The sequence below is a fragment of the Fischerella muscicola PCC 7414 genome (assembly GCF_000317205.1).
GTDB lineage: Bacteria > Cyanobacteriota > Cyanobacteriia > Cyanobacteriales > Nostocaceae > Fischerella > Fischerella muscicola.
Genome location: NZ_AJLK01000120.1, coordinates 16,999 through 41,199 on the forward strand (window position 1 = coordinate 16,999; position 24,201 = coordinate 41,199).

The 24,201-nt window shown below is 42.0% G+C and carries 13 protein-coding genes, 1 tRNA gene and 1 pseudogene; 7 read left to right on the forward strand and 8 right to left on the reverse strand.

Features of this window, described 5'->3' with window-relative positions; all coding sequences use genetic code 11:
• Window positions 1-322 precede the first annotated feature (322 nt).
• A complete protein-coding gene (locus UYI_RS40380; protein ID WP_016868287.1) occupies window positions 323-5,620 on the reverse strand; it encodes a translocation/assembly module TamB domain-containing protein in 5,298 nt (1,765 codons plus the stop codon).
• 436 nt (window positions 5,621-6,056) lie between these two features.
• Here UYI_RS40380 and UYI_RS0119160 point away from each other — a divergent pair, with 436 nt between their 5' ends.
• From UYI_RS0119160 to murD, 4 genes are all read left to right on the forward strand, one after another.
• Window positions 6,057-6,689, forward strand: coding sequence for a pentapeptide repeat-containing protein (locus UYI_RS0119160; RefSeq protein ID WP_016868288.1), 633 nt, complete (start codon window positions 6,057-6,059; stop codon window positions 6,687-6,689).
• A gap of 291 nt (window positions 6,690-6,980) precedes the next feature.
• Window positions 6,981-7,051: transfer RNA gene (locus UYI_RS0119165), tRNA-Gly, on the forward strand.
• A 533-nt stretch (window positions 7,052-7,584) separates the two neighbouring features.
• Complete coding sequence (gene glyS / locus UYI_RS0119170; protein WP_016868289.1) at window positions 7,585-9,768, forward strand: glycine--tRNA ligase subunit beta; 2,184 nt, start codon at window positions 7,585-7,587, stop codon at window positions 9,766-9,768.
• Window positions 9,769-9,852: 84 nt separating this feature from the next.
• Window positions 9,853-11,259 (forward strand): UDP-N-acetylmuramoyl-L-alanine--D-glutamate ligase, encoded by a 1,407-nt coding sequence (gene murD / locus UYI_RS0119175; protein ID WP_016868290.1) that lies wholly within the window; start codon window positions 9,853-9,855, stop codon window positions 11,257-11,259.
• A 164-nt stretch (window positions 11,260-11,423) separates the two neighbouring features.
• Here the strand turns inward: murD and UYI_RS0119180 are convergent, their stop codons facing one another.
• The gene (locus tag UYI_RS0119180; RefSeq protein WP_016868291.1) at window positions 11,424-11,750 is read right to left on the reverse strand and encodes a cytochrome P450; all 327 of its coding nucleotides are present in this window, start codon (window positions 11,748-11,750) and stop codon (window positions 11,424-11,426) included.
• Window positions 11,751-12,166: 416 nt separating this feature from the next.
• On the opposite strand from UYI_RS0119180, the gene UYI_RS0119185 reads away from it, so the two are divergent.
• Window positions 12,167-13,036, forward strand: a complete 870-nt coding sequence (locus UYI_RS0119185) for a DUF5895 domain-containing protein (protein WP_016868292.1) — start codon at window positions 12,167-12,169, stop codon at window positions 13,034-13,036.
• Between the two features lie 638 nt (window positions 13,037-13,674).
• Here the strand turns inward: UYI_RS0119185 and psaC are convergent.
• A complete protein-coding gene (gene psaC, locus UYI_RS0119190) occupies window positions 13,675-13,920 on the reverse strand; it encodes a photosystem I iron-sulfur center protein PsaC (RefSeq protein ID WP_009458117.1) in 246 nt (81 codons plus the stop codon).
• A 535-nt stretch (window positions 13,921-14,455) separates the two neighbouring features.
• On the opposite strand from psaC, the gene UYI_RS0119200 reads away from it, so the two are divergent.
• Window positions 14,456-14,902 (forward strand): TOBE domain-containing protein, encoded by a 447-nt coding sequence (locus UYI_RS0119200; RefSeq protein ID WP_016868295.1) that lies wholly within the window; start codon window positions 14,456-14,458, stop codon window positions 14,900-14,902.
• A gap of 342 nt (window positions 14,903-15,244) precedes the next feature.
• On the opposite strand, the gene UYI_RS0119210 is transcribed toward UYI_RS0119200, so the two are convergent.
• Both UYI_RS0119210 and UYI_RS0119215 read right to left on the reverse strand, forming a co-directional pair.
• Window positions 15,245-16,636 carry a UDP-glucose dehydrogenase family protein gene (locus tag UYI_RS0119210; RefSeq protein ID WP_016868299.1) on the reverse strand — a complete coding sequence of 464 codons (1,392 nt, stop codon included), beginning with the start codon at window positions 16,634-16,636 and terminating at the stop codon, window positions 15,245-15,247.
• Between the two features lie 119 nt (window positions 16,637-16,755).
• Complete coding sequence (locus UYI_RS0119215; RefSeq protein ID WP_016868300.1) at window positions 16,756-17,691, reverse strand: UDP-glucuronic acid decarboxylase family protein; 936 nt, start codon at window positions 17,689-17,691, stop codon at window positions 16,756-16,758.
• A gap of 739 nt (window positions 17,692-18,430) precedes the next feature.
• On the opposite strand from UYI_RS0119215, the pseudogene UYI_RS40385 reads away from it, so the two are divergent.
• Window positions 18,431-20,553: pseudogene (locus UYI_RS40385) on the forward strand (filamentous hemagglutinin N-terminal domain-containing protein).
• 217 nt (window positions 20,554-20,770) lie between these two features.
• Here UYI_RS40385 and UYI_RS0119225 read toward each other — a convergent pair.
• From UYI_RS0119225 to UYI_RS0119235, 3 genes are all read right to left on the reverse strand, one after another.
• Window positions 20,771-22,906 (reverse strand): cation:proton antiporter domain-containing protein, encoded by a 2,136-nt coding sequence (locus UYI_RS0119225; RefSeq protein WP_016868304.1) that lies wholly within the window; start codon window positions 22,904-22,906, stop codon window positions 20,771-20,773.
• Window positions 22,907-23,138: 232 nt separating this feature from the next.
• Entirely contained in the window at window positions 23,139-23,795 is a 657-nt protein-coding gene (locus UYI_RS0119230) for an HAS-barrel domain-containing protein (protein WP_016868305.1), read from the reverse strand.
• Between the two features lie 83 nt (window positions 23,796-23,878).
• Entirely contained in the window at window positions 23,879-24,076 is a 198-nt protein-coding gene (locus UYI_RS0119235) for an NAD(P)H dehydrogenase subunit NdhS (RefSeq protein WP_016868306.1), read from the reverse strand.
• Window positions 24,077-24,201: the final 125 nt, after the last annotated feature.

Here is a 24,201-nt window from a genome sequence, read left to right on the forward strand (position 1 = left end):
AAGGTTTTGATTTATCTGTGTGTATCTGTGTTCGTTATTGATTAATTTTTGTTGTGGCTGCAAGTCATCTCGATAGTCCAATCTTTTTTGGGAAGGCGAACACCGATGCACACCGATGAACACGGATAATTTATCTGTGTGTATCTGTGTTCATCTGTGTTCGTTATTGATTAATTTTTGTTGTGGCTGTAAGTCATCTCGATAGTCCAATCTTTTTTGGGAAGACGAACACCGATGAACACTGATGTAGACGCCCCTAAGGGTGGCTTCCCGAAGGGTACACAGATGGTTATTGAGTGGTCTTGCTTGAGTTCTCAATGAGCTAAAATCTTGTTTCGTACTGAATTTCTGCTCGACTTTCATCAGTTAAATTAGTAGAACCTCTGATGACTAGTTGATCGCTGAGTTCATAAAGCAAGTTGTAACGGAAGGATTCGTTGCCATAAAAAACCCGTGATACTGAAAAAGAAATATCGTTAGAAATACCAATTGCTGCCTCCGCTGCTAAACTAAGTACTGAACTTTCCCCACTACCTGTAGGTTCAATAGTCGGAAAGATTTGGAATTCTCTTAAACCAATTGCCTCAGCCAGTTGACTAATTCTGCCTTGAAAGTCAGAAAATATCTGAGAGTTAGTTAGAGTAGCAATGCCAATGCTGGTTGCATCAGGCTGACCAAAGACGTTGATAAAAGAACCTCCTAATAAAGCAACAATTTCTGCTTCTGTACGACTAGGTTCACTGGTTAATTGCAAATTCTCAGATAATCTACTGGCAGGCCCTTGCACACTAGCTTGAATGCGAACGGTGTTGAAAGTACCCAAGGCATTGGCAGAAGAATCGTTAATCTCGGTCGATGTAGGTGTGGTCGGTAAACGACTCCTGTTATATTGTGGAACCAATGTGACTAGTCGCACATCTAAAATCGGGTCAAGTCCCAGCCTGGGAGTGAATGTGGCGGTTTGTTCGTACCCACGCGCTAGGGTAAATCGAGTCACAAATAAATTGACTTGACCTTGTTTGAGATTTATCACTCCTTGCGGTCGAGGATTTGCTAAAGTACCGTTGAGGGTTATATCTCCCTCTGTGACAAAGCTGAACAGTGGTTCTTGGGTGACACGCACATCATCATCTAGAATTACCCGGAAATCTGCAAATTCTATAGGTAAATTAATAGACGATGGGCTGGGAGAAGGTGAAGAATTGGCTGTGCTTTGTGTCTGCTTTGGAGGAGTGTTTGTAGTTGTAGTCGCAGGTGTTTGTAGAAATATCTGGCTATTTGTTACAGAATTATTTGCAGGTGTTGTGCCTGTGCTTGCAGAAGCTTCACCATTTTGATTTAAAGATATCTCACCGTCTTGGAGTTGCACATTTCCACCCAGTCGGGGAGATTGCGCTGTGCCTCTAATCACCACATTCCCACTTACTTCTCCTGCATATAATTGTGGTAAATTCAACATGAGGTTGTCTAACACGACAGTGAGAGGGTTTGTCGCTGCTTGCTGTAGCGCGTTCTGAGTGGCAAAAATTGGTAGGATACCCGACGCTATTAATTGTCCCTGACTATATCTTCCTTGTAGACCTTCTACGTTGAAGCGATCGCCTGCAAAGCGAATTGTTCCTGTAACATCTGTCAGTGGTTGGGAGAGGTTGGGAGATTTCAATGTGGCATTTCTAATTGTGGCAATACCAGTAGTATTGGGCTGGCTGAATGTACCATCAACTTGCAGATTGACGCTTCCCTCACCTCCAACCCAACTGACTTGGTTAGTCAATGCGTTTAACACCGCCAAGCCTTCATTTTCTACATAGGCATTCAGGCTGATTTGGTTGCTGTCTGGTTTGACTGTAGCAAAAGGTAACTCAAATGGAATGTTACCTGTAATTTCTACTGGTTCTGTACCTGTTCCCGTTACTGAAATGGTGCTACCAAAATTTAAGCGAGCATTGTTATAGTTCAAACTTACTTCTGCTGTTTGGATCGATTGGTTATTAATACTGCCATCTACCAACGCGATTTCCCCAATCGCAGTAGGATTATTTAAACTACCCGCCAGAGTCACAAAGGCATTCAAATTACCCGTAACTTCTACAGGTAGGTTTGGCAAAAAAGCCTCGACTAGTTCCACAGGCAATGCTTGGACTCGCACCTGTCCAGATAGTTGTTCCTGACTCAACTGTCCATTAAAAGCTAGGAGTGATCCATCTAAATTCACCCGTAGGGGTACTAACCTCACAACACCATCTGCAAAACTGCCATTGGCAACAACTTCGTTAATTTTGTAATCACCCCACACCCAGTTAGCACCTGTGAGGTTAAAGCTGGTATTCAACCCTGTTTGTAAAGTGCCTGTAACTTCAATTTGTCCGCTAATTGGCCCACTTAATTCTGCGAGGGTTGGTACTCGTGCTTGTTGCTGTTGCTGCTGCTGTTGTGTTACCAAGTTTGAAATTTCATTATACAACTGCAATTGGGTTGCTAAAGATGCATTCGGTTGACCGACAGGTACAGTCGCAAGTGCTTCTGCACCAGCGAAGTCTGGAGGTTCAAAGCCAGTGGCAATGTCTGAAAAGTTATAGATATTGAGGGCAGATAATATGTTCTCTACTCTGGCTTGGTCGAAGCTAAGTTGAAAATTTAAGGGTTGATTACCTGTAGTGGGGAATTTACCACTGAGTTGGTAACGACCTTGACCTTGTCGCAATTCGCCTTCTGAGAGACTGGCGATACCATCAGCAAAACCAATGCGTCCCCGAAATTCATCGGCGGTGAATCTGCCGATCTTGGGTTGAGTAATAGCCACATCACCTATAACGGAGGATTCGCTTAAATTAGCGACAAAATTTCCAGATAAATCTCCTGCAACTGGCCCGATATTTCTCGTACCACCAGGAATTAAACTTTGCGCTACAGATAAGGGAAAGTCTCGCAGGTTGACTAGGAGATTGTCTCCTTGAGTTCTACCAGTGGCGACAGTACCATCACGTCTAATTAAAAATGATATCGGGCGATTGTCAGGGCTAAGGTTTAAGGCAATTTGGTCTTGTTGACCTCGCAGTTGCAGTTGGCTTCCTTGTTCTGGTTGGTAACTAACCTGACCAGTTAACACAGGATCAAATGCTAAATCATTAACCTTAAAGTTCTCTAATTGGATATTACCAGAAGCGACGGGAGTGCTGGGAGTGCCTGTGATTGTGCCATTGAAATCAAGTGTACCTGCGATCGCTAAATTACCAGGCAACTGAAAGGGCAGGTTTTGCAAGTTGTAATTCTGTGCCAATACATCTAAATTGAAGTTTTGCACTTGTGGCGTGGTTGTGTCTGCAAAGGAAATCGCCACCGTACCCGCAGCCCTCAAACCTGGTGTAGTTGCCTGTACAATTCGTAACTGCTCACCGTTCCATTGAAATTGGGCTGTTAGTGATTGTTGCAGTTGGGCTAAACCTTGAGAAAGGCGTACTTGTCCAGCTGCTTGAATGGTGGATGGTTGAAACGATGCTACAGTTCCCGTTAAGTCAACGCGGCCATTGAGTTGACCACGTAAATTTTCGGAGAAAGTATTAAGTTGAATTTGGGAAGCATTAGCAACTGCTTGCCAGCGACCGTTATTGAGGCGAATATTATTTAGGTTTAATGTGCCTGATGCTACATTAACACTTGCCTGGCCTGCGGCCTGAATATCTACAAGTTGGAAGGAATCGGTCGTTCCCGATAAACGTAAGTTAGCATTAGTGACTTGTCCTTGTATATTTTCGGCAATCCGACTCAGTGGAATTCGGGAAGCATTCGCTACTGCCTGCCAACGACCGTTATTCAGCTGAATATCCCTGAGGTTTACGGTACTTTCTGCTAAATTGAGTCTAGCCTGACCAGTAGCTTGAATATCTGCAAGTTGGAAGGAATCAGTAGTGCCAGCTAAATTAAACCGACCATTAACAATTCCTTGTTGATACTGCGGTGGCACTTGGGGAAAACTACTCAACTCAATGCCATTCGCATTAACCACACCTTGCCAGCGATTATCTACGAGTTTTCCTGTTGCTGTAATTGTACCCCCCGCGACTTTGGCAACAGCATCCTCTAATCGCACAACTCCAGAGTTATCAATAGCTACTTCCAGTCGTGCAGGGTAGGTTGCAGCAGGTGCTTCCACTTCTACTACTGTTTGCAAGTTACCTAAAGTACCTGAAACTTGCGTGTTTGCCGCTATATTGCCAATTTGAATTTGCGGTGATGCTTCGTAGGTTTTAGCGATCGCATCTCCTGGTAAATTCTGCCCCTGCAAGTTAAAAGCGACTCGGTTTTGAGTACCTAAAGCGACTCGACCACTACCAGTAATTTTGCCGCCGACGTTAGGAGTAGCTTGGATGTTAGCAAAAACTAGTTCATTGGGAGTCAGCCGCAAACTACTGCTAATTTGATTAAAAATGAGGCGATCGATTTGAGCAGCTTGGACAGTACTAACAATTCCTGTCGCGATAGGTTTTTGTAGCGCTCCCTGTACTTTAATATTAGCTTGCACTGTTCCGTCAACAGGTACAGGTGACTTCACATTCAAAGAGTTTAAAACATTCTTGAGTTGAACTGGCTTTACCTGTGCCGTGAGATTATAACCAGTTTGAGTATTGATCGTTCCTTGTGCTTGCACTGGTACGCTACCGTAGAGCGTAGTCACATTTTCCAGGGCAATTTGTTGATTTTGGAAGTTGAGTTGACCTGTGGTGTTAGAAATTTTTGTGGGAATGTTAGCAACTTGTGCAGTGATTTGATTTAATCCCACGGTTCCAAAAATAGCAATTTCTGGCTGATTCTGTTGTAATTGAACTGTTAAGTCACCTCCCACACGGCCAGCGAGTATATCTACTGGCGTTTCCACTAACCGAGAAAGATCAGATGCTAGCAATTGGGAGGCATTTATCTTCAGGTTAGTTTGTCCTATGCTGGGGCGTGTATTGCCAACAATTTGTAAATCACCACCGTTAGCAGGTTGACTATTGAATTTAAAGGTAATCAGTTGATTTCGTTCCAGAAAACGAGCTGCACCATTGACTTGATTAAATCCCACAGCAGCTTTGGGTTTTTTTGCTTGGGAAGTTGGTTGTAGAGTTAAATCTCCACTTTTAACCTCAATCCCCTCCAATTCAGTTTGAATAAAACCTGTCTGTTCTTCTGCACTAGGCTTAATTGCTGTTGTTATCCAGCGACCTTGTTGATCCTGTTCAATATAAATATCTGGTTGGACTAAGGTTACATTAAGCTTTAAAGTTCGATTTGTAATTAGTTGCCAAGGATCAAATTGTACTTGGACAGCCTTAGTCTTAAGATTATCTGGATCTGTGGGGGTTGCGGGCACGGATGATGGGCCAAATCGCAGGCTATTCCAAGAAAAATCCTCAACTTTGCCTACTTGCACAGGTCGTCCGAGTAATTGCTGAAGATTTGTTTGTACTAATGGTGCTAGCTTATTGTTGATAAAAGTCCAAGCCCACCAAGCACCCCCTGCAATTCCAACTAGCAAAATCACACCCAGAGTCATACCAGTACGACTTAACAGCAGGAACCAGAAGTGTCTATTGGCATTAGACTGAGGTTGGTTATCTGGATTAGGAGAGCCTGTCATTTTGGTTTAAAAAATACTACTGGAGATGGCGCTAAAACATAGCTAGTACAAAAAGGCAGAAAGCACAAGGGGCATAGGGCAAAGGTATATAGTAGATTCCCAATTCCCTTTTTTATGGGTTTTGCTGTACGTTCTACAACTAGTTATTTTTGTTTTTTTGCAATAGGGATAGCTTTTTATCGTTATATAAAACATCTACCAAAAGCAAGGGAATTGACACTCTCCGCCCTACAAGGGCGAAGATTCTTCATTCTTAGACCCAACTTGCTCATACAAGATTTCTCCAGTTTGAGAAGATACCCTCAGTTTTTATGACTGAATATCCTTTACACCTTCACCCTATTCGCGGTCGAGTATTGATTATTTTCTAATTTTTGTTATATTTATTTACATAAATTTACAAAATCTCATGCAATTATGCATAAGTGTTGCAATCATGGATGCTAATGACATTCTCAAACGCTATGCTGCGGGCAACAGACATTTCTTAAGGATGAGCTTGCAACTGGTTAACTTGAATGATATTTGTTTAGTTGGAATTAACTTTGGTCAGAGTAATCTGAGTGGGGCTAATCTATCAGGAGCTTGTTTGCGCGGAGCGAATTTCAATGAAGCAAAATTGGTAGAAACAACTCTCTGGAGGACTGATTTAAGGGATTCCTTATTAATTTGGGCTGATTTGAGCAAAGCTTGTCTAATTCGAGCAATCCTTACAAAAGCCGATTTGCACAACGCTATATTAACTAGAGCAGACCTGCGACTAGCTGATTTACGCTATGCTGATTTGGGTAATGCAAATCTAGAAGGTGCGGATCTGCGCTATGCTGACTTAACTGGTGCTAATTTGGCTGGTGCAAATCTAAGTAAGACAAATTTAACTGGTGCAAATTTGAGTAAAGTAGACTTGTATAACGCGAATATGTCTAAAGCTGTTTTATCGAGAACAGATTTGCGTTATGCGGATATAAGTTGCACCAATATAGATGGTATTGATCTGTGTGATGTGAATTTGAGTGGCGCTTGTTTGCCTGAATCATTATTTTCCTGTGCTTTGGAATTAACGAATTAAAAATAGGAAAATTTCAAACTTTTGCTAGAAGCCATGCTGGTCATATTTTTGTGACCCCATTTCTCGCAAGTTGCGAACAGCCAGAAAAGCGATTGTATAAGCGATCACGAACAATAAAATTAGTGTGATTGAAATAGACCCTTTAAAAGATTTTCCGATAGGGGTTGTAGCTCCGGTTGTTTTCTTGCTATACTTATCTGAGTTCATACATAAGCCAATGGCTTGTGAAGAAGCTTATTGAATAGTATTTTTGTACTGTTTGTGAGTGAACTTTAATAGAAGTCTCTTTTCGCGGGCATAGTTTAGTGGTAAAACCATAGCCTTCCAAGCTATTGATGCGGGTTCGATTCCCGCTGCCCGCTTTCAGCGTATAATTGTAGCATTTTTCAACCCAGAGGGGTAGTGATTTGACACGAGTCGGATATATTTCATGAACCTAACCTCCCATCTCAAACGAATTTGGGGCGGGGGACGAAAGACTACTCCAAGTGGATTGAAAGGCTTATTCAATTAGTCTATTACAAGTAAACTAGTACTCGACCACATAAGTTTTGACTCTTTGCGAGGGGTCAGATCCCCGACTTTTTAAAAAAGTCGGGGATCTGGCCAACCTATCAAAATCAATTTGGTGAACTACCACTCTACCTTGAAGCCTATGAGCGCGTCTAAGTTAAATGACATCTCCTGGTTGTGGGGAATTGACTGTGAGAGTCTAGTATGTTAGTTGTTAGCCGTTAAAGTACTGGCAATAATCCCAAGTGTGGTCAGATGATAAAATTCATAAAAGTCTAACCTATACAGAAAAATGTATAGCATTTATGTATTATTTTAGACGGCAATTCAACAACAAAACACTTAATTAACCAAGCTATTTGTGTAGCAACTGTGTAGCATTATGCTTATAAAGCCTAAAAATACTGATAGAAAAGAGAACTTAGCATTTTTATTAGAAGTTGGTACAGAAGAATTACCCGCAAGCTTTTTGAGTAGCGCTGTTGCACAGTGGAAATCGCTGATTCCTCAAAGTCTCCAAGAACATAACTTAAAGAGTGAATCTGTAGAAATTTATGGTACTCCCCGACGTTTAGCAGTTCTAATCAAAGGTTTACCATCCCAGCAAGCCGACAGAGAAGAAGAAATAAAAGGCCCACCCGCACAAACTGCTTTCAAAGATGGCAAACCCACCCCAGCAGCACAAGGTTTTGCCAAAAAGCAAGGTGTGGAACTCGATGCTTTGGAAATTCGCAACACTGACAAAGGGGATTTTGTTTTTGTACGCAAGTTGATTGCTGGTCGTCAGATAGCAGAGATTTTAACAGAACTTGTTCCCCAGTGGATTTTCGCCTTAAAAGGTAAGCGGTTGATGCGCTGGGGTGATGGAGATTTGCGGTTTTCTCGTCCCATCCGTTGGCTGGTAAGTTTGTTAGATGATGCTGTTTTGCCGATAGAATTGGTGAATGGTTCCGAGACGATTAAAAGCGATCGCACCTCTCAAGGTCATCGGGTTTTACATCCCCAACCAGTTACAATTCCCCAAGCTACTGATTATGTGAGTGTGTTGCGTTTAGCTTCGGTTGTTGTGAATGTTGAGGAACGGACAAATATTATTGTTGAAGAAGTCCAAAATGCCAACAAGTTAAATGGTTCTGTAGAAATTTACCCAGATTTATTAGAGGAAGTCACAAACCTAGTCGAATGGCCTTCTGCGGTAATTGGTGAATTTGAAAGCGAATTTTTGGATTTGCCTACAGAAGTTATTACTACTGTAATGGTGCATCACCAGCGTTATTTTCCTGTATTTAAAGATAGCAAACAGCAAGAATTGCTGCCGTATTTTATCACCATTTCTAATGGCGATCCAGCAAAATCAGATATCGTTGCCGTTGGTAATGCCAGAGTGATTCGCGCTCGTTTAGCTGATGGTAAATTTTTCTATGATGCTGATTTAAAAAATCCTTTAGATAGTTTTTTACCCCAGCTAGCAAAAGTTACTTTTCAAGAAGATTTGGGTTCACTGTTAGATAAAGTCGGACGCATCTCGAAAATTGCTGCACAGATTGCTGAACAATTACAATTAAGCCCAGAACAAAGTCATTATATCCACCGTGCCGCTTTATTATGCAAAGCTGATTTAGTCAGTCAAATGGTCTATGAATTCCCAGAGTTACAGGGAATCATGGGACAAAAATATGCCTTAGCAAGTGGAGAAGGAGAAGCTGTAGCAACAGCAATTTTTGAGCATTATTTGCCTCGTGGTGCAGATGATATTTTGCCACAAACAATAACAGGTCAAGTTGTAGGTTTGGCAGACAGATTAGATACTTTAGTCGGTATCTTTGGTTTGGGGATGATTCCCACAGGCTCTTCTGATCCCTTCGCCTTGCGACGGGCAGCAAATGCAGTTGTCAACATCACATGGGCAGCAGATTTAGGAATTAATTTACAGCAGTTGTTGGAGCAAGTCGCCACAGATTTTGTTGCCAACCATAACAAGAATAAAGAAGAATTAGTTGGGAATTTGCAAGAATTTTTCTTACAACGCATTCGCACTTTATTGCAGGAAGAAAAACAAATAGATTATGACTTGGTGAATGCTGTCTTGGGTGAAAATGACTCAGAATATACCCAAAGGGCATTACAAGATTTATTGGATGTGCGCGATCGCGCCTTGTTCCTGCAAAAAATCCGCACAGATGGGACTTTAGATAAAATTTACGAAACCGTCAACCGTTCTACCCGTTTGGCAGCACAAGGAGATTTAGATACCAAACAGCTTGATCCTACGTCTATAGTGCAGCCAGAACTATTCCAAAAGTCCTGCGAGACGGCATTCTATCATGCCTTAGTCGAATTAGTCCCGCAAACTCAAGCTGCACAAAAGTCCCGCAATTATCAACAGTTGGTAGCAGCACTAGAAAAGATTGCTCCCACCGTGAGTAATTTTTTTGATGGGCCAGAAAGTGTTTTGGTTATAGACCCAGATCCCAATATTAAGCGTAATCGGTTAAATTTGCTGGGTTTGCTGCGTAATCACGCACGAGTACTAGCAGATTTTGGCGCAGTCGTAAAAAATTTGTAGCTAAAGTCTATAAAAATATGGTGTAAATTGTGCCAAGAAACGTTAGGATAAGGTGTGCTTAACCAGGGATTTCTGCTACAGTCTATGCCCAAAGCCCATGTAATTGGATTAGGAAAGTCCGGTGTTGCAGCGGCGAGATTGTTGAAGCGGCAAGGTTGGGAGGTGGTGCTAAGCGATCGCAACACCTCTTCTAACCTCCGTACACAACAACAAGAACTCGCAGCCGAACAAATCACTGTTGAACTGGGTTATACCCTGGACTTGACTGGTTCAGATTTACCCCAGCTAATAGTTGTTAGTCCTGGCGTTCCTTGGGACATTCCCGTACTAGTCCAAGCACGAGATTTGGGCATAGAAACCATCGGAGAGATGGAACTGGCATGGCGATACTTACGATCTATACCTTGGGTGGCGATTACTGGCACGAACGGTAAAACCACCACAACCTCTTTAATTGCTAGCATTTTTCAAACAGCAGGGTTAAATGCTCCGGCTTGCGGTAATATTGGCTACGCTGCCTGTGAAGTTGCCCTCTCGCAATCAGAAGGGAGAGAAGAAACGCCAATCCAAAATTCCCTAGACTGGGTAATTGCAGAGATTAGTAGTTACCAAATCGAATCTTCTACTACCTTAAAACCACGTATTGGTGTATGGACAACTTTTACACCCGATCACCTCAGTCGCCATAAAACATTAGAGAATTATTACAACATCAAAGCTTGTTTGTTGCGTCAGAGTGAGATGCAAATCTTTAATGGAGATGATGCATACTTGCGGAAAGTGGGTTTGAGTGATTGGCCTGATGCCTATTGGACAAGTGTGCAAGGTAAAGATTTCCTGATTGGTGAAAAAGGCTTTTACATTCAAGATGGCTGGGTTTTCCAGACGCACCATGATGGTTCTGGACAAGATGAACCGATTGTCGAAGTATCTGCATTGCGGATGGTGGGAGAACACAATCAGCAAAATCTCCTGATGGCAGTGGCGGCGGCACGGTTGGCAGGAATTGATAAAGATGCGATCGCTCGTGCTATTAGTGAGTTTCCCGGTGTTCCCCATCGCTTAGAACACATTTGTACCTGGGAAGGTATTGATTTTATCAACGACAGCAAAGCTACTAATTATGACGCAGCTGAGGTTGGGTTAGCATCGGTGCAAAGTCCAGTCATCTTAATTGCTGGCGGCGAAGCCAAAGCTGGTGATGATACCGCCTGGTTAGCAAAAATTAAAGCCAAAGCTGCCGCAGTTTTACTGATTGGTGCTGCTGCCAATGCTTTTGCTCAACGCTTGCAAGAAGTAGGCTACACCAATTACGAAATTGTGGAAACGATGGACAAGGCTGTTGCCAGATCAGCAGAATTAGCTAAGCAATATCAAGCAGCTGTGGTATTGCTGTCGCCCGCATGTGCCAGTTTTGACCAGTATCCCAACTTTGAAGTGCGAGGTGAGCATTTCCGGCAGTTGTGTTTAGAGTGGGTGGAAAATAGGTAATATTATGTCCGTTTGTATCATGTCCGCTTGAACACTTGTATTATCCGTCCTTGCCGGTAATGAGTAATAGGTAATTGGGCTGATTTTCTCCCGTGTCCCCCTTGTCTTCCTTGTCCTCCTTGTCTCCCTAGTCGCCAAATCTATCGGACTTATAGGAAACGGTATTAGCCCTTGCTATTTTCACACTCAGCCAAATTTCTTTGGCGGTGTAGTTGCATTTTCATTCCATATTTTGGTCGGAGTGTTAATGACGGGAAAAAGGCAACTCGGCTCATTCCGTACACAGGTGGATATAGTCGCATTCCTTCCAGCACAACTCTCTGTGTGTATGGTAGCTGACGCAAATCGGCAAAAGTTGGTGAGCGATCGCCCAAAACCGTTTTTAACTCTTGTTGCAATTTCGCCTCTACTTGGGGATGCTGTGAAAGCAAAAACCATATCCACGTCATGGCAATGGCAGTTGTTTCGTGACCTGCTAACAACAGTGTCATTCCTCCTACACCCTTGTCCCCTTACACCCTCACACCCTGTCTGAATCGACTAACACCAACAGTATTGCAGCAGCACCTAGCCCAAAACTTTAGTTTTGGACAGTTGCAAAATATGAGACTCTCCTTCCCTTCCTCTCCAGAACTGTTGTTAAAATCTGCTTTAGTAAGTGTGCGTGACGTCAATACACAAGGTATTATTGTTTAACTTTCCTTCCTTGGGTGCGATCGCCTATTTTCTATCCCAGTTATACTAAGTTGCATTCAAAAAGAGTAACTGAGGCATCGGGAGATGGAGAGTTGGGGATTAGGGACACATCACCCTATCACCCCATCACGAAAGCTCCATCGCCTCATCTCATAACATCCCACGAATTTCTTACACTGGATCTGCAAGACACTCGCAAATGCTCAAGACAATGAAAACTTCTTCAAAATTCGACTTTGAGGATGATAAGTTTAACGCACCGCCTTCTCAAGTCATCCCTTGGTGTCAGATGATTAATCCTCGGTATGGCCAAGATGGCATCCAGCCCTATGGCTTAGCAATAAAGTTAGATAATGCTCATGCTGTGGGGTTTCAGCCGGATGACAATTGGCAGCAGATGGAGCATGAATTTAGCTCTGGAGTAGAAACGGTGTATATTACTACCACCCCACGCTTAGTAGTAGTGCGGCGCGGCCCCTTGTCTGTCAAAGACCGAGAAACTGGTGTCAAATTGGGTACACTTAGAGAGAATTATGATGCTTTTTTAGCAGACAAACTTAAATTTAAAACTTTTACACGTTATCTAATTTTTATAGTTGGAGAAAATAAAAAATTTTTACATGAATTACCATTGCAACTTACTTTAAATGGTGCAGCTGGAGCAAGTTTTAGTAAAGCTTATTGTGAATATCAACAAGGCAGAATTACAGGTGGATTTCTAGCGGAACTAGAAAGGGCTTATGCTGCCTATCGCAAGCTACCATTAACGCCAAAAGGACCGCTATTTCACGCTCACGGCGTTTTTTGCCCAATTATTGATTCGGAAGAAAGAGGTATTGAACCCAATACAGTTTTGGTTGCTTCTACTGTGGATTACAAACATCCGACGGTTTCGACTTTAACGCAATATTTAATAGCTTCTGATTCTCCAGAGTCGGAGATAATTATCAGAAATTACGAAGAACACAAAGATTTTGGCAAGGAACCTATTAAGGCAGAATCACCTAAGATGGTAGCAGCGGGTGTTTCTAATTCCTATATTTATCCCGATGACGATGACTTTAGTTATCCGCCCTATTAAATTGGGAAAAGGTTAAAGGATGAAGAATCTGGGAGGTTGCGCCTATTCTGAAAAAAATTTCCCAGCTATGTATAAAAACCTTACCCCTTTCCCTTTGAGGGGTGTAGGTTTTTTACAATTAATTAGGAGGAGTAGTACTCGACCACATAAGTTTTGAGGAGTTGCGAGGGGTTAGATCCCCGACTTTTTAAAAAAGTCGGGGATCTGGCCAACCTATCAAAATCAATGTGGTGAAATAGTAGAAGGGAAAGAACTCCACCTCGGAAGATGAATAGGAAAATGGTTGAGTAAATCAGCAATGAAGGTTAGCAATCCTAACACAAAGCAAGAAAGATGAGGTGGAGGATTCAAATTCAGAGGTAGAGAAAAAACTTGGTGACGAGAGGGAAGTTGTTCAAGGCTAGAGGGAGGGGATTGATTTTCAGCCTTACCACCAAGCATGACGATTTATATAAATGCTAATATTTTTTAAAATTTATAAAAAAAGATAAATTTATAGGGTAGACACTTTTCACCTATCTGAATAGAGAGGCGATTTAATGTCTACCCTACCCTTTAAAAAAGTTTGCTAATTAATAAAGTGACTGCTCCCACACCGACCTGACACAATTAGGTATGGTGTGGGCTTTTTCTGGCTTTTAGTAAGCCAGACCCATGCTGCGAGTTGTTTCAGCTCCTAGATAAACCCGGATGCTCAAGAAGTCAGTGGGACAAGCAGTTTCACACCGCTTGCAACCCACACAATCTTCTGTACGGGGGGAAGAAGCTATTTGTCCAGCTCTACAGCCATCCCAGGGAACCATCTCCAACACGTCTGTTGGGCAAGCGCGGACACACTGGGTGCAGCCAATGCAGGTATCGTAGATTTTTACGGTATGAGACATTAAAAAACTCCTAAATGACGTGTTCTTCTCCGCGAAAGAATCATATATCAAGGCTTAGTTTACCGCAGTGGCTTAGCTGTCGTAATCAAAAGGCTACATAACTTTAAACAACGTAATAGGATTGGGGATTGGGAATTAGGGATTGGGGAACTCACCGGCCCCCACGACCGTAGGGAGTGGGGATTAGGGGCAACGGGGATCGGGAATTGGGGCAGATGGGGCCCCGAGTTATAACGGAACTGGTTCTGGCGATAAGTATAAAGACTGGCAGTATTCTTGCTCAGCTTCTTTCACCTTATCAAGATTGAGAGACCAGGACAGACAAGTTAACTTGGTGTTTGATTATGCTAATAATGTGAAGGGAGCAAATGATAACAAGCAAATTGCCAGTAGTAAATTAATAAATGCTGCGGAAATTAAAATCAAAAAGCTTTTTCCTTTCATAGGACAACAGCTAAGAGATTTTTTATAAAATCAACGGTTGGTAGGATACTACCAAAATTACCAACAATATACCAACTGATTTGGTAAAGCTATGCCAAGAAAAGAACAAGGATGGATTACATTTCAAACCTCTGAGGAGGAACGAAAAATGCTGGAGGAGTTTTGCCAGCAATCTCAACGCACAAAGACAGAGGTTCTACGGGAATTTGTACGCAGTTTGAACAAAGAGTCTCCAGTATCTTCAGTTTCTCTAGCCTCATTACCAACTATGCCTAAAGAAGAAGATGCTAGCACTCACTCAACAGAAGTTACTACTCAAAAGAAACCATTAAAAGTTAGTTCCCGAAATGTTCTCAAAGGGGTTGTCACTAAAATTGTGAATGGACCAGTCAATAGTGAAGTAACACTAGAGATTGTTCATAAAGTCCAGCTAACTTCTGTGATCACTAAGGTTTCAAGTGAAGAATTAGAACTGGCTGTCGGAGGAGAAGCCTATGCTGTAATTAAATCTACAGACATAGTAATTGCCAAAGACTGATACTCTCCTGAGTATATTTTAGGAGATGCAATAAAAATCGCTGTTGGTGCTACACCTGTGATCTCAAAGGTGTGGAGTTTTTAGCTTCTTCCATGGCAGGGTAAAGATAACTAGTATAGTTAGGCACTCTTGTTTTAACTAGTTTTAATTGCTTCTCTTGATAGACTAAATAGTTAGGCAAAATTAAATTCATTCGGTAATAGGTAATAGTCAAGAAGGCTGTTTGAGGTGTACCTAGCTTCGCAAAAATCAAAACTCCCACCTCATTAAAAGAGATGGGAGTGTTTGAAAGAATACTTATTTTTCCCAAAAACTCTCTGGTGTGCGTCTTGGAAACATTATTTATCTACCCACACCAATATACTGGAAGCCAGCCCTCATCATCATTTCTGGATCGAGGAAGTTACGACCGTCGATCATAACTGGATGGCTCATTAATTTTGCCATTTGAGTGTAGTCAAGAGTTTTGAACTGCTGCCATTCGGTTACAATCACTAAAGCATCACAACCATCAGCAAGTCTTTGTGGATCGGTTTCTACTAACACACCAGTAAGACCATCACGCAAACCAGATTGGGAAACAATGGGGTCATATGCTTTGACTTTTGCTCCTAGTCTATTGAGCTGCTCAATTAAGTTGAGTGCAGGGGCGTCGCGCATGTCATCGGTATCAGGTTTAAAGGTAAGACCAAGTAGTCCGATAGTTTTACCTTTAAGAATTTTGAGGGCTTGTTGGAGTTTTTCAACAGCAATCAAGCGCTGGCGTTGGTTGACGCTAACAGCGGCTTTGAGTAGCTGGGCTTCATAGCCGTAGTCATCGGCGGTGTGAATGAGGGCTGCGACATCTTTCGGGAAGCAGGAACCACCCCAGCCAATACCAGCATTTAAGAATTTATTCCCAATTCGGGAGTCTAAGCCTATACCTTTTGCTACCTGGGTAACATCAGCACCGACGCGATCGCAAATGTTAGCAACTTCGTTAATAAAACTTATCTTGGTTGCTAAAAAAGCATTAGCTGCATATTTAATCATTTCTGCTGAACTCAAATCTGTTACCAACACTGGTACTGGGGGTAAAGATTGATCCTCAGCATATTTACGCTCCACAATAGGAGCATATAATTGTTCCATCATCGCGATCGCTTTGGGGCTATTGCCACCTAAAACAATGCGATCTGGGTTGAAGGTATCATAAACCGCTGAACCTTCCCGCAAAAATTCTGGGTTACTCACCACATCAAACTGGGCTGTAATTTCTGGTAATTGTTCATCATCACGCACCCCACCAGCGGGTACGAGTGTTTTTTGCCGTTCAGCGATACCATCTAGTACAATCATCCGTACCCAGTCACCAGAACCAATCGGTACAGTAGATTTATTGACAATTACTTTATAGCCACCATCAAGGTGAGAGCCAATACCACGAGCCACAGCTTCCACATAACGAGTATCACTTTCACCAGTCGGTAGGGGTGGTGTCCCTACAGCAATAAACAAAATTTCTCCGTGATTGACTCCTGCACTAAGATCAGTTGTGAACTGGATTTTACCAGTATTGATAGAATTTTGCATGATTTCTGAAAGCCCAGGCTCAAAAATAGGTGATTGCCCAGACTTCATTAACTTAACTTTTTCTTCGTTGTTATCTACGCAAATGACATCATGACCAATGTGAGCCAAGCAAGCGCCTGTAACCAAACCAACATAACCAGTACCAATTACACAAACACGCATTTTACTTAATTCCTCACTTTGTTTGGGGTTAAATGTTCAAAAAGAAGTTTCCCTTTATTGTTTGTTTTATTTGTTTAGTTGTTCCAACCAACAATCAACTATCAACAAACAACCAATGACTATTGAGCATTTTTTATACGTTCGCGGAAATCTTCTACAGTCAGTTTTAACCCCTCTTGCAGCGGAACGGTAGGTTCCCAATTTAACCAAGTCTTCGCTCGAGTAATATCAGGGCGACGGCGGCGTGGGTCATCAGCAGGTAGTGGCTCAAATTTAATTTGTGCATCGGGATTGACAAGATTTTGTACAGCCTGAGCTAGTTCTAGGATTGTGTATTCGTCAGGATTTCCTAAATTAACTGGTCCTGTATACTCATTATTCATGAGCCGCATCAGTCCTTCTACTAGATCTGATACGTAACAAAAACTACGTGTTTGTGAACCATCTCCGTATACGGTTAAAGGAATACCCCGCAAAGCTTGAACGACAAAATTACTTACTACCCGACCATCGTTTTCTAACATTCGAGGCCCGTAGGTGTTAAAGATGCGAGCAACCCTAACATCAACTTTGTTTTGTCTGTAATAGTCAAATGCTAGAGTTTCAGCGATACGCTTGCCTTCGTCGTAGCATGAACGTAGCCCGATGGGATTAACACTACCCCTGTATTCTTCATTTTGGGGATGAACTTCTGGATCACCGTAAACTTCACTGGTGGAAGCCAACAAAAAGCGCGCTTTCACACGCTTTGCTAACCCCAACATGTTCAACGTGCCCATAACGTTGGTTTTTACGGTTTTGACGGGGTTGTACTGGTAATGCACTGGGGAGGCTGGACAAGCTAAATGGTAGATTTGATCTACCTCTAACCGAATTGGTTCAGTAATATCATGACGGATCAATTCAAAATAGGGATGATTCATCCACTTGAGGATATTGCGTTTATGACCTGTATAAAAGTTATCTAAACAAATAACTTCGTGTCCCCCAGCTATTAATCGGTCAATTAAATGTGAGCCAATAAACCCAGCACCGCCCGTCACCAAAATTCTCATAGTCTTCCAGGTAGTTACGATATTATTAGTCGCGATCGCGCTTGTGCTTAGAGTACCCATAATGGGAATAAAAATACAGCACAAGCTATAGTACTCACAGAAATATTTTTGGTCAAAAATTTTTGTACGTGAGTATTTATTTTATTCAATTGCTAAACAATTCTTTATGCAAAGTTATCAAACATCTTTCAAGAATACCGAAGCCGCTGATAATATTTCATGAAATCTTCAAGAAGATAAAGATTTTTAAAGTAGGGGAACCGTTCCCTACGTTGTAGTAGCTGGTGTATGGGTAAGAACCACAAAATTTATTGGCGTTAATCACCAGATTGATATCAAAACCCGCCTGTACAGTAGTTAGTGGTTGGTAGTGAGCGCTTAAGCGCTTTTGGTAGCTAGGACTAAAGTCCTAACTACAAACTTATCAACACCATAAAAAATTAACGGAATAAACAAGTGGTAGCACTGCGTAAAATCACACATTGAAGGTGATCTCGATATAAATTTACTTAGTTTACTTAAGTATTAGCAATCACATTCATCAATAATACTATTTCTCTTAAAGGTGGGTAAAAATAAACCTCAATACCTACATTAACTCCCTAAAATTGCAGTAAAACAGGGAGTGGTTTTTGATATTTTTACTCATTATTAAGAGTAGTAAATTTGATATTCACATAGCTGTTTAATAAACAACAGAGGAGTCCAGGATTTTACTGTAAATAATAGAGTAATTAATATGCGATCGCTCTTGGTCATCTTACCCCTACTTACTTTGGGCTGTCTTGCATCTATCAACCCAGTTAAAGCGCAAGTGTCAAGTGATGGAACATTATCCACTACCGTCACTAGCCCTGATGGCTCAAATTTTACTATTGAGAATGGGGATCAAGCCGGAGGAAATCTTTTTCACAGTTTTAGCCAATTTTCTGTCCCTACTGGTGGTTCAGCGGTATTCCAAAATCCTGTCGATGTGCAAAATATTATTAGTCGGGTGACAGGTGGGTCGATATCTAATATTGATGGTTTGATTAGAACCCAAGGTAGCGCGAATTTATTTTTACTCAATCCGGCGGGTATAGTTTTTGGGCCGAATGCTAGCCTCAACATCGGTGGTTCATTTTTTGCCACGACGGCTAACAGTTTGTTGTTTCCTGATGGGGTGGAGTTTAGTGCTACGAATTTGCAAACACCGCCAGTGTTAAGTGTGAATATTCCGATTGGATTGAGATTTCGGGATAATCCGGGGAATATTACCAATCAATCTATAGCTGTTGATAACAGTGGTAATCCTGTTGGGCTTCAGGTGCAAAAAGGAAATAGTCTGGCACTTGTGGGCGGTGACGTTAATTTATTAGATGGTGGGAGACTAACAGCAGCAGGAGGAAGAATCGAGTTAGGAGGGTTAGCACAAGCGGGAACAGTTGGGTTAGAGACAAATAGTAATACATTTAGGCTTAACTTCCCCTCTAATATTTTGCTGTCGAATGTAACTTTGGCTAATGATGCACGAGTAGCTGTGCGGGGAAACGGGGGAGGAGATATAGCAGTCAATACGAATATATTTACAGCAACCAATGGTGGACGGTTGGTTGGTGGTATTGAAGGTACAGCAACAAAGAAACGAGGCGATATCACAGTCAAATCTAATGAGTTTAATATCTCCGGTGTTGGGCGAAGTGGATTGGGTGCTGGAATATATCAGCAATTAGTAGCAAATGCCTCTGGCGATGCAGGTAATATCAATATCAATACTAACTTCTTTAATGCTTCATCAGATGCCCGAATAGAAAACAACATACTTTCTGTTCTAATTTCGCAAATCGAGTCGCCCAAGTTGAACAACGGTTAAAATCAACTCCTGGAAACACTGATGTATTGAGTGATGTTGTTAAAAATCAAGGAGCGGTCAGTGGGTTATTTGCGATCACAGAACTTAACTCCACAGGTAACGGTGGCAGTATCATCATTAGTAATCCCGTTGAGTTAGCTATCACTGACGGCAATCGCATTGCGGTAGACAGTCGAGGAGGAGGAAACGCAGGAGACTTGCAAATTCAAGCAGACAAAATTACCCTTGATCGTGGAGCATTACTTTCAGCAATAACAGCTAGCGGTAAAGGCGGCAATATTGCACTGCGATCGCAAGACTTCTTGTTATTGCGTAATAACAGTCAAATTTCCACCACCGCAGGCACTACTGGCACTGGTGGAGATGGCGGTAATATAACGATTGATACTCCATTCATCGTTGCTTTCCCTTTGGAAAATAGTGACATCACTGCCAATGCTTTCAGAGGTAGCGGTGGGAAAATCGTGATTAGAACTCAAGGTCTGTTTGGCATAAATCCTCTTAGTCGGCAAGAGCTTGAAAGGTTACGTCCTCAAGATTTAGACCCCAGTAAATTACAGACAAATGATATTACTGCTATTTCACAGCAAAATCCCACGTTGAGTGGCACTGTGGAAATTAACACCCCAGATGTAGACCCCAGCCAGGGATTAGTCGAACTACCAGAAAATCTGACAGACCCCACCAACCAAATCGCTCAAAACCCTTGTCAAAAAGGTGCTGGTAGCTCATTTACCATCATCGGACGTGGTGGTTTACCATCCAGCCCAAATGACAGCTTCAATAGTGACAATGTTCGCGTTGATTTAGTCAAGCCATCTACCACTAGCAGCAATTCCCATTCAACTATCAACCAACCCACAACCAAACCCACTGCTAAACAAATTATCCCCGCCCAAGGCTGGGTATTTAACAACAAAGGTGAGGTAGTGTTAACAGCTTATGACCCTAACACCACCAGTCCTCAACGCACTTCTAAACCAACTGCGGCTTGTCCTGCACCCTTTTAATCAGTGGTCAGTTATCAGTTATCAGTAATCTTGGCAAGTTCTGCTTTGACCTCTCCCCCAGTTTCCTTTTGGACTTACGCACAGTCTACAGAATCCTTGGCGTCTTGGGGTCTACCCTTCGGGAAGCCACTTCGTGTCTATGGCGGTTCTATCAAGTAAGCTTTTGGTCAATTCCTGCATAAGTCCTGCCTTTGAAGTAGAAAAGAGTTAAAATCTTTCAAGTTACAGGGATAGGGCTGGGAACACCTGCCAGTACAGTTACTGATTGGGTACGTTGTGGTTCTCCCAGCATGACAATAGAACAGGTCAGTTGTCTAGCTAAATGAGTTGTAACATCGCTAATTGCTAACCCACCCGGACTAGTACGATTACGTACAAAAGGTAGGACGACCAAATCATATAATCGTGCCGCCTGTAAAATTGCTTGGGCAACATTTTCATGGGCAATAATTTGAATTTCTGGTGGATTAGCTGAAGCTAATTTTGATACCACTTGAGAAAGCTGCGATCGCCTGGATGCAATTTTACTAGAACTAGTACGGCGTTCACAGACACTCAAAACAGTTACTTGTGCTTGATTTGCCTCTGCAAGAATTTGTGCAAATTGTATAGGTTGCAATGTTGGCGCCATGAAATTTTCTATTGGAACCAAAATCCGCTGAATCTTTTTCGGTGATTCCAGCAAACGAGTTACAGCCACTGGGCAATGGGAAGCCCATAAAACACTATCAATCACATTCCCAAACAAACGCGCCCTCAACCCAGTTCGCTTACCCCAACCCATCAAAATTAAATCAGCTTTTTGTTCACGTGCTGCCCTGCTAATTCCCTGAGCAAAAGCATCATCAATTCGCAGCAGTGGTTCTGATTCCACACCCAAGACTCTACTTAAGGCTGTAGCTTTTAGCAATAAACGTTCGCTGCGTTCTATAGAATTTTCTAACTGCGGAGCATCCATATGGGCCGCAGCAGTAGCAATAGCTAATGGTATAATCCTGCCATTTGCCTGACGTGCCAATAAAGCCGCCATTTCAATCAAATATTGCTGTGTTTGAGGATTGTAAACTGGCACAACTATAGTGGAAGGGCTGCTGTCTCTTTTTCCAGCATCGATGTGAGTTAGATTAGTGGATGGTAGTTCTTTGAGGGCTGAAGCAGTTAAACCAACAGCAAAGCGACTAGTCATTAATGAGCCTACAGTTGAACTCACCAGCATCAAAACAATGACGCTATTTAGTAATATTGGCGATAGTAAGCCATTTTCATACCCTACTAAAGCTGCGGCTAATGTCACACCCACTTGAGGTAATGACAGCGACCACATAGTTAACGTTTCCTGCCAGTTGTAATGGTAAAGTAGTTTTGCCGCGAAAGCAGCAATAAATTTACTAACAAATAAACCCACCACCAATAAAATTGTGAACTGAAGTGTGATCAAACTACTAAAAAAAGTAGGCAGATCAATGCGTAAGCCCAGGTGAACAAAGAAAATAGGAATAAAAAGTATACTGCCAACAAAAACAACCTTTTCTTTGACTGGCCCTTCGCCAACAGCTTCATTTACTGACAAACCAGCTAAAAAGGCTGCGACAATTTTTTCTATCTCGAGTAATTGAGCTACGAAAGCAATAATAAAAACAGACAATAAGACAAACAAAAACTGATTTCCTTCATCATCTCCGGCACGACGAAAGAATTCTTTACCCACCCAATTGCAGCCAATCAAAACAACGGTAGTGTAGACAATCAGCAAGTTAAAAAAAGGAATAACTTGCCAAAAGTTCAAATTATCGCTGTTTGCGGCTAAACATAAAGCTAATACCAGTAATGCACCCAAGTTAGTGATCACTGTAGCCCCTATCGTTGTCCTAACTGCTGCGTTGCTTGTGACTCCCAAGCGATTAATCAGAGGATATGCTAAAAGTGTGTGGGATGCCACAATCGAGCCAATTAATATAGCAGCATTCCATTCATACCCAAAACTCCGACTGAGGAACACTCCTACTACCAGAGGTAAACTGAAGGTTAAGCTGCCAAAGCCAAAAGCAGGAATCTTTTTGCGGCGAAACTCTTCTAGGTCGATTTCTAAACCCGCTACAAACATTAAGTAAACTAACCCAATGTCTGAGAGCAAACTCATGGTTGGTGTTTCAGTGGGAAATAAATTCCAGCCATGACGACCGAGTACTATTCCTGATAACACCAAACCTACTAAACCAGGTAGTCGTAGTCGCTCAAAGATGATTGGGACAACCAAGATGACTACTAGCAGAATGGCAAAAGGAATAATGGGTTCTTTAGCGAGAACTTGGGCAGTAGGTTCAACAGCAAGAACTTGTAACATTAGTTCCATAGTTAGGACTAGCAGGGGTGATGGTGAGACAGTGAACAGTAATCAGTTATCAGTTATTAAAGATTTAGATTTATCAAAAAGGTTACAAGCCCCTGAAGATAAGAATTCAGATCTAAAGAATCATACTCTTTACTATACTTATAACGATAGAGTAATAATTGATATCTATTTACTCAGACGATAAATATAAAAATTTTACTATCATCAACTAAGCTAATGATTGGAAAACTACCTATGGGTTGATTTGACTCAAAATAAACCGTAGGCGATCATAGTCATCTTTCAGCAGCACGCTGAGAGTACGTCCAGCTTGAATTAACCATTGTCGGTCAGCTTTGCGTAACCAATAAACTTCCCGGATAGCTGCTGCGGTTAGAGAATCCACTGGCGCACCATTGATAGTAAGCAGAGTCCGCAAAAAATCTAGTTGTTCTGTAAATTTAATGATTGCTTCTGGTTCGCATTTATAAACTGGTTGATGAATTTGTGGTGGACGTGGTGGTAAATATTGATACAAATTACTATGAGAATTCCGTTCATCTGATGCGACTGCAAAACCTACGATCGCAGCACGAAATTCTGTTTTGAGCATGGCAAAGATTTGGGGCTGTTCTTCCCGCAATTCCTGCAACGACAATCCCAAAGCCACTGGTCTATGTACAGAATCAATCGGCATAGTTGTGGCGTAATATACCACAGCGTAAACCTGGTTGCCCGACTCTTCATCTACAGAACGAACCCAGCTACCAAAGGGAGGCATGGGGGGAAAACTTAAGTCTTCTGGTTCCAAACACTGGGCTAAAAATTCGCATGTACTGGTTGCGATCACCTCTGCAAAATGGTTAGGATGGCGATCGCCTCGATTAAATTGTGGCAGGGGAAGGCGCATAGTGATCAATGGTCAATTGTCAATGGTCAATTGTCAATGGTCGAAAAGTTGTGGACTATTGACCATTGACTCTGAACTTTTGACTATTTTGCTTTTTTACGTCCGGCTGTTGTTTCTACAGCTTCTAATTCAGAGAGACGAAAGGTAATTAATTTATCCCAGTTACCACCTTCAAACAGTACGGCAACCTTGCCATCACTGACTCTCTGCACAAGTCCTTCATATCGATAGTAGATGTCTGCTGGATTCTTGACACGAACAGTTGCTCCAGGCAAGATCATGGTTTTTATCCTCGCTTGTTTCCTGTTATTAGCTTAATACTTGTGATTGGTCATTGGTTAGTAGTTGGTAGTTGCTTGTTGGTTGTTGGTTGTTCCAAACAACTAACAACTAACAACTAACAACT

Excerpts from the sequence above, each read along its gene's own strand:
- UYI_RS0119225 (WP_016868304.1), bottom strand. The coding sequence starts at position 22,906 with ATGGAACTAATGTTACAAGTTCTTGCTGTTGAACCTACTGCCCAAGTT.
- UYI_RS0119180 (WP_016868291.1), bottom strand. The coding sequence starts at position 11,750 with ATGACACTGTTGTTAGCAGGTCACGAAACAACTGCCATTGCCATGACG.
- murD (WP_016868290.1), top strand. The coding sequence starts at position 9,853 with ATGCCCAAAGCCCATGTAATTGGATTAGGAAAGTCCGGTGTTGCAGCG.
- UYI_RS0119215 (WP_016868300.1), bottom strand. The coding sequence starts at position 17,691 with ATGAGAATTTTGGTGACGGGCGGTGCTGGGTTTATTGGCTCACATTTA.
- UYI_RS0119200 (WP_016868295.1), top strand. The coding sequence starts at position 14,456 with ATGCCAAGAAAAGAACAAGGATGGATTACATTTCAAACCTCTGAGGAG.
- UYI_RS0119210 (WP_016868299.1), bottom strand. The coding sequence starts at position 16,636 with ATGCGTGTTTGTGTAATTGGTACTGGTTATGTTGGTTTGGTTACAGGC.
- glyS (WP_016868289.1), top strand. The coding sequence starts at position 7,585 with ATGCTTATAAAGCCTAAAAATACTGATAGAAAAGAGAACTTAGCATTT.
- UYI_RS0119160 (WP_016868288.1), top strand. The coding sequence starts at position 6,057 with ATGGATGCTAATGACATTCTCAAACGCTATGCTGCGGGCAACAGACAT.
- UYI_RS0119230 (WP_016868305.1), bottom strand. The coding sequence starts at position 23,795 with ATGCGCCTTCCCCTGCCACAATTTAATCGAGGCGATCGCCATCCTAAC.
- psaC (WP_009458117.1), bottom strand. The coding sequence starts at position 13,920 with ATGTCTCATACCGTAAAAATCTACGATACCTGCATTGGCTGCACCCAG.
- UYI_RS0119185 (WP_016868292.1), top strand. The coding sequence starts at position 12,167 with ATGAAAACTTCTTCAAAATTCGACTTTGAGGATGATAAGTTTAACGCA.
- UYI_RS0119235 (WP_016868306.1), bottom strand. The coding sequence starts at position 24,076 with ATGATCTTGCCTGGAGCAACTGTTCGTGTCAAGAATCCAGCAGACATC.
- UYI_RS40380 (WP_016868287.1), bottom strand. The coding sequence starts at position 5,620 with ATGACAGGCTCTCCTAATCCAGATAACCAACCTCAGTCTAATGCCAAT.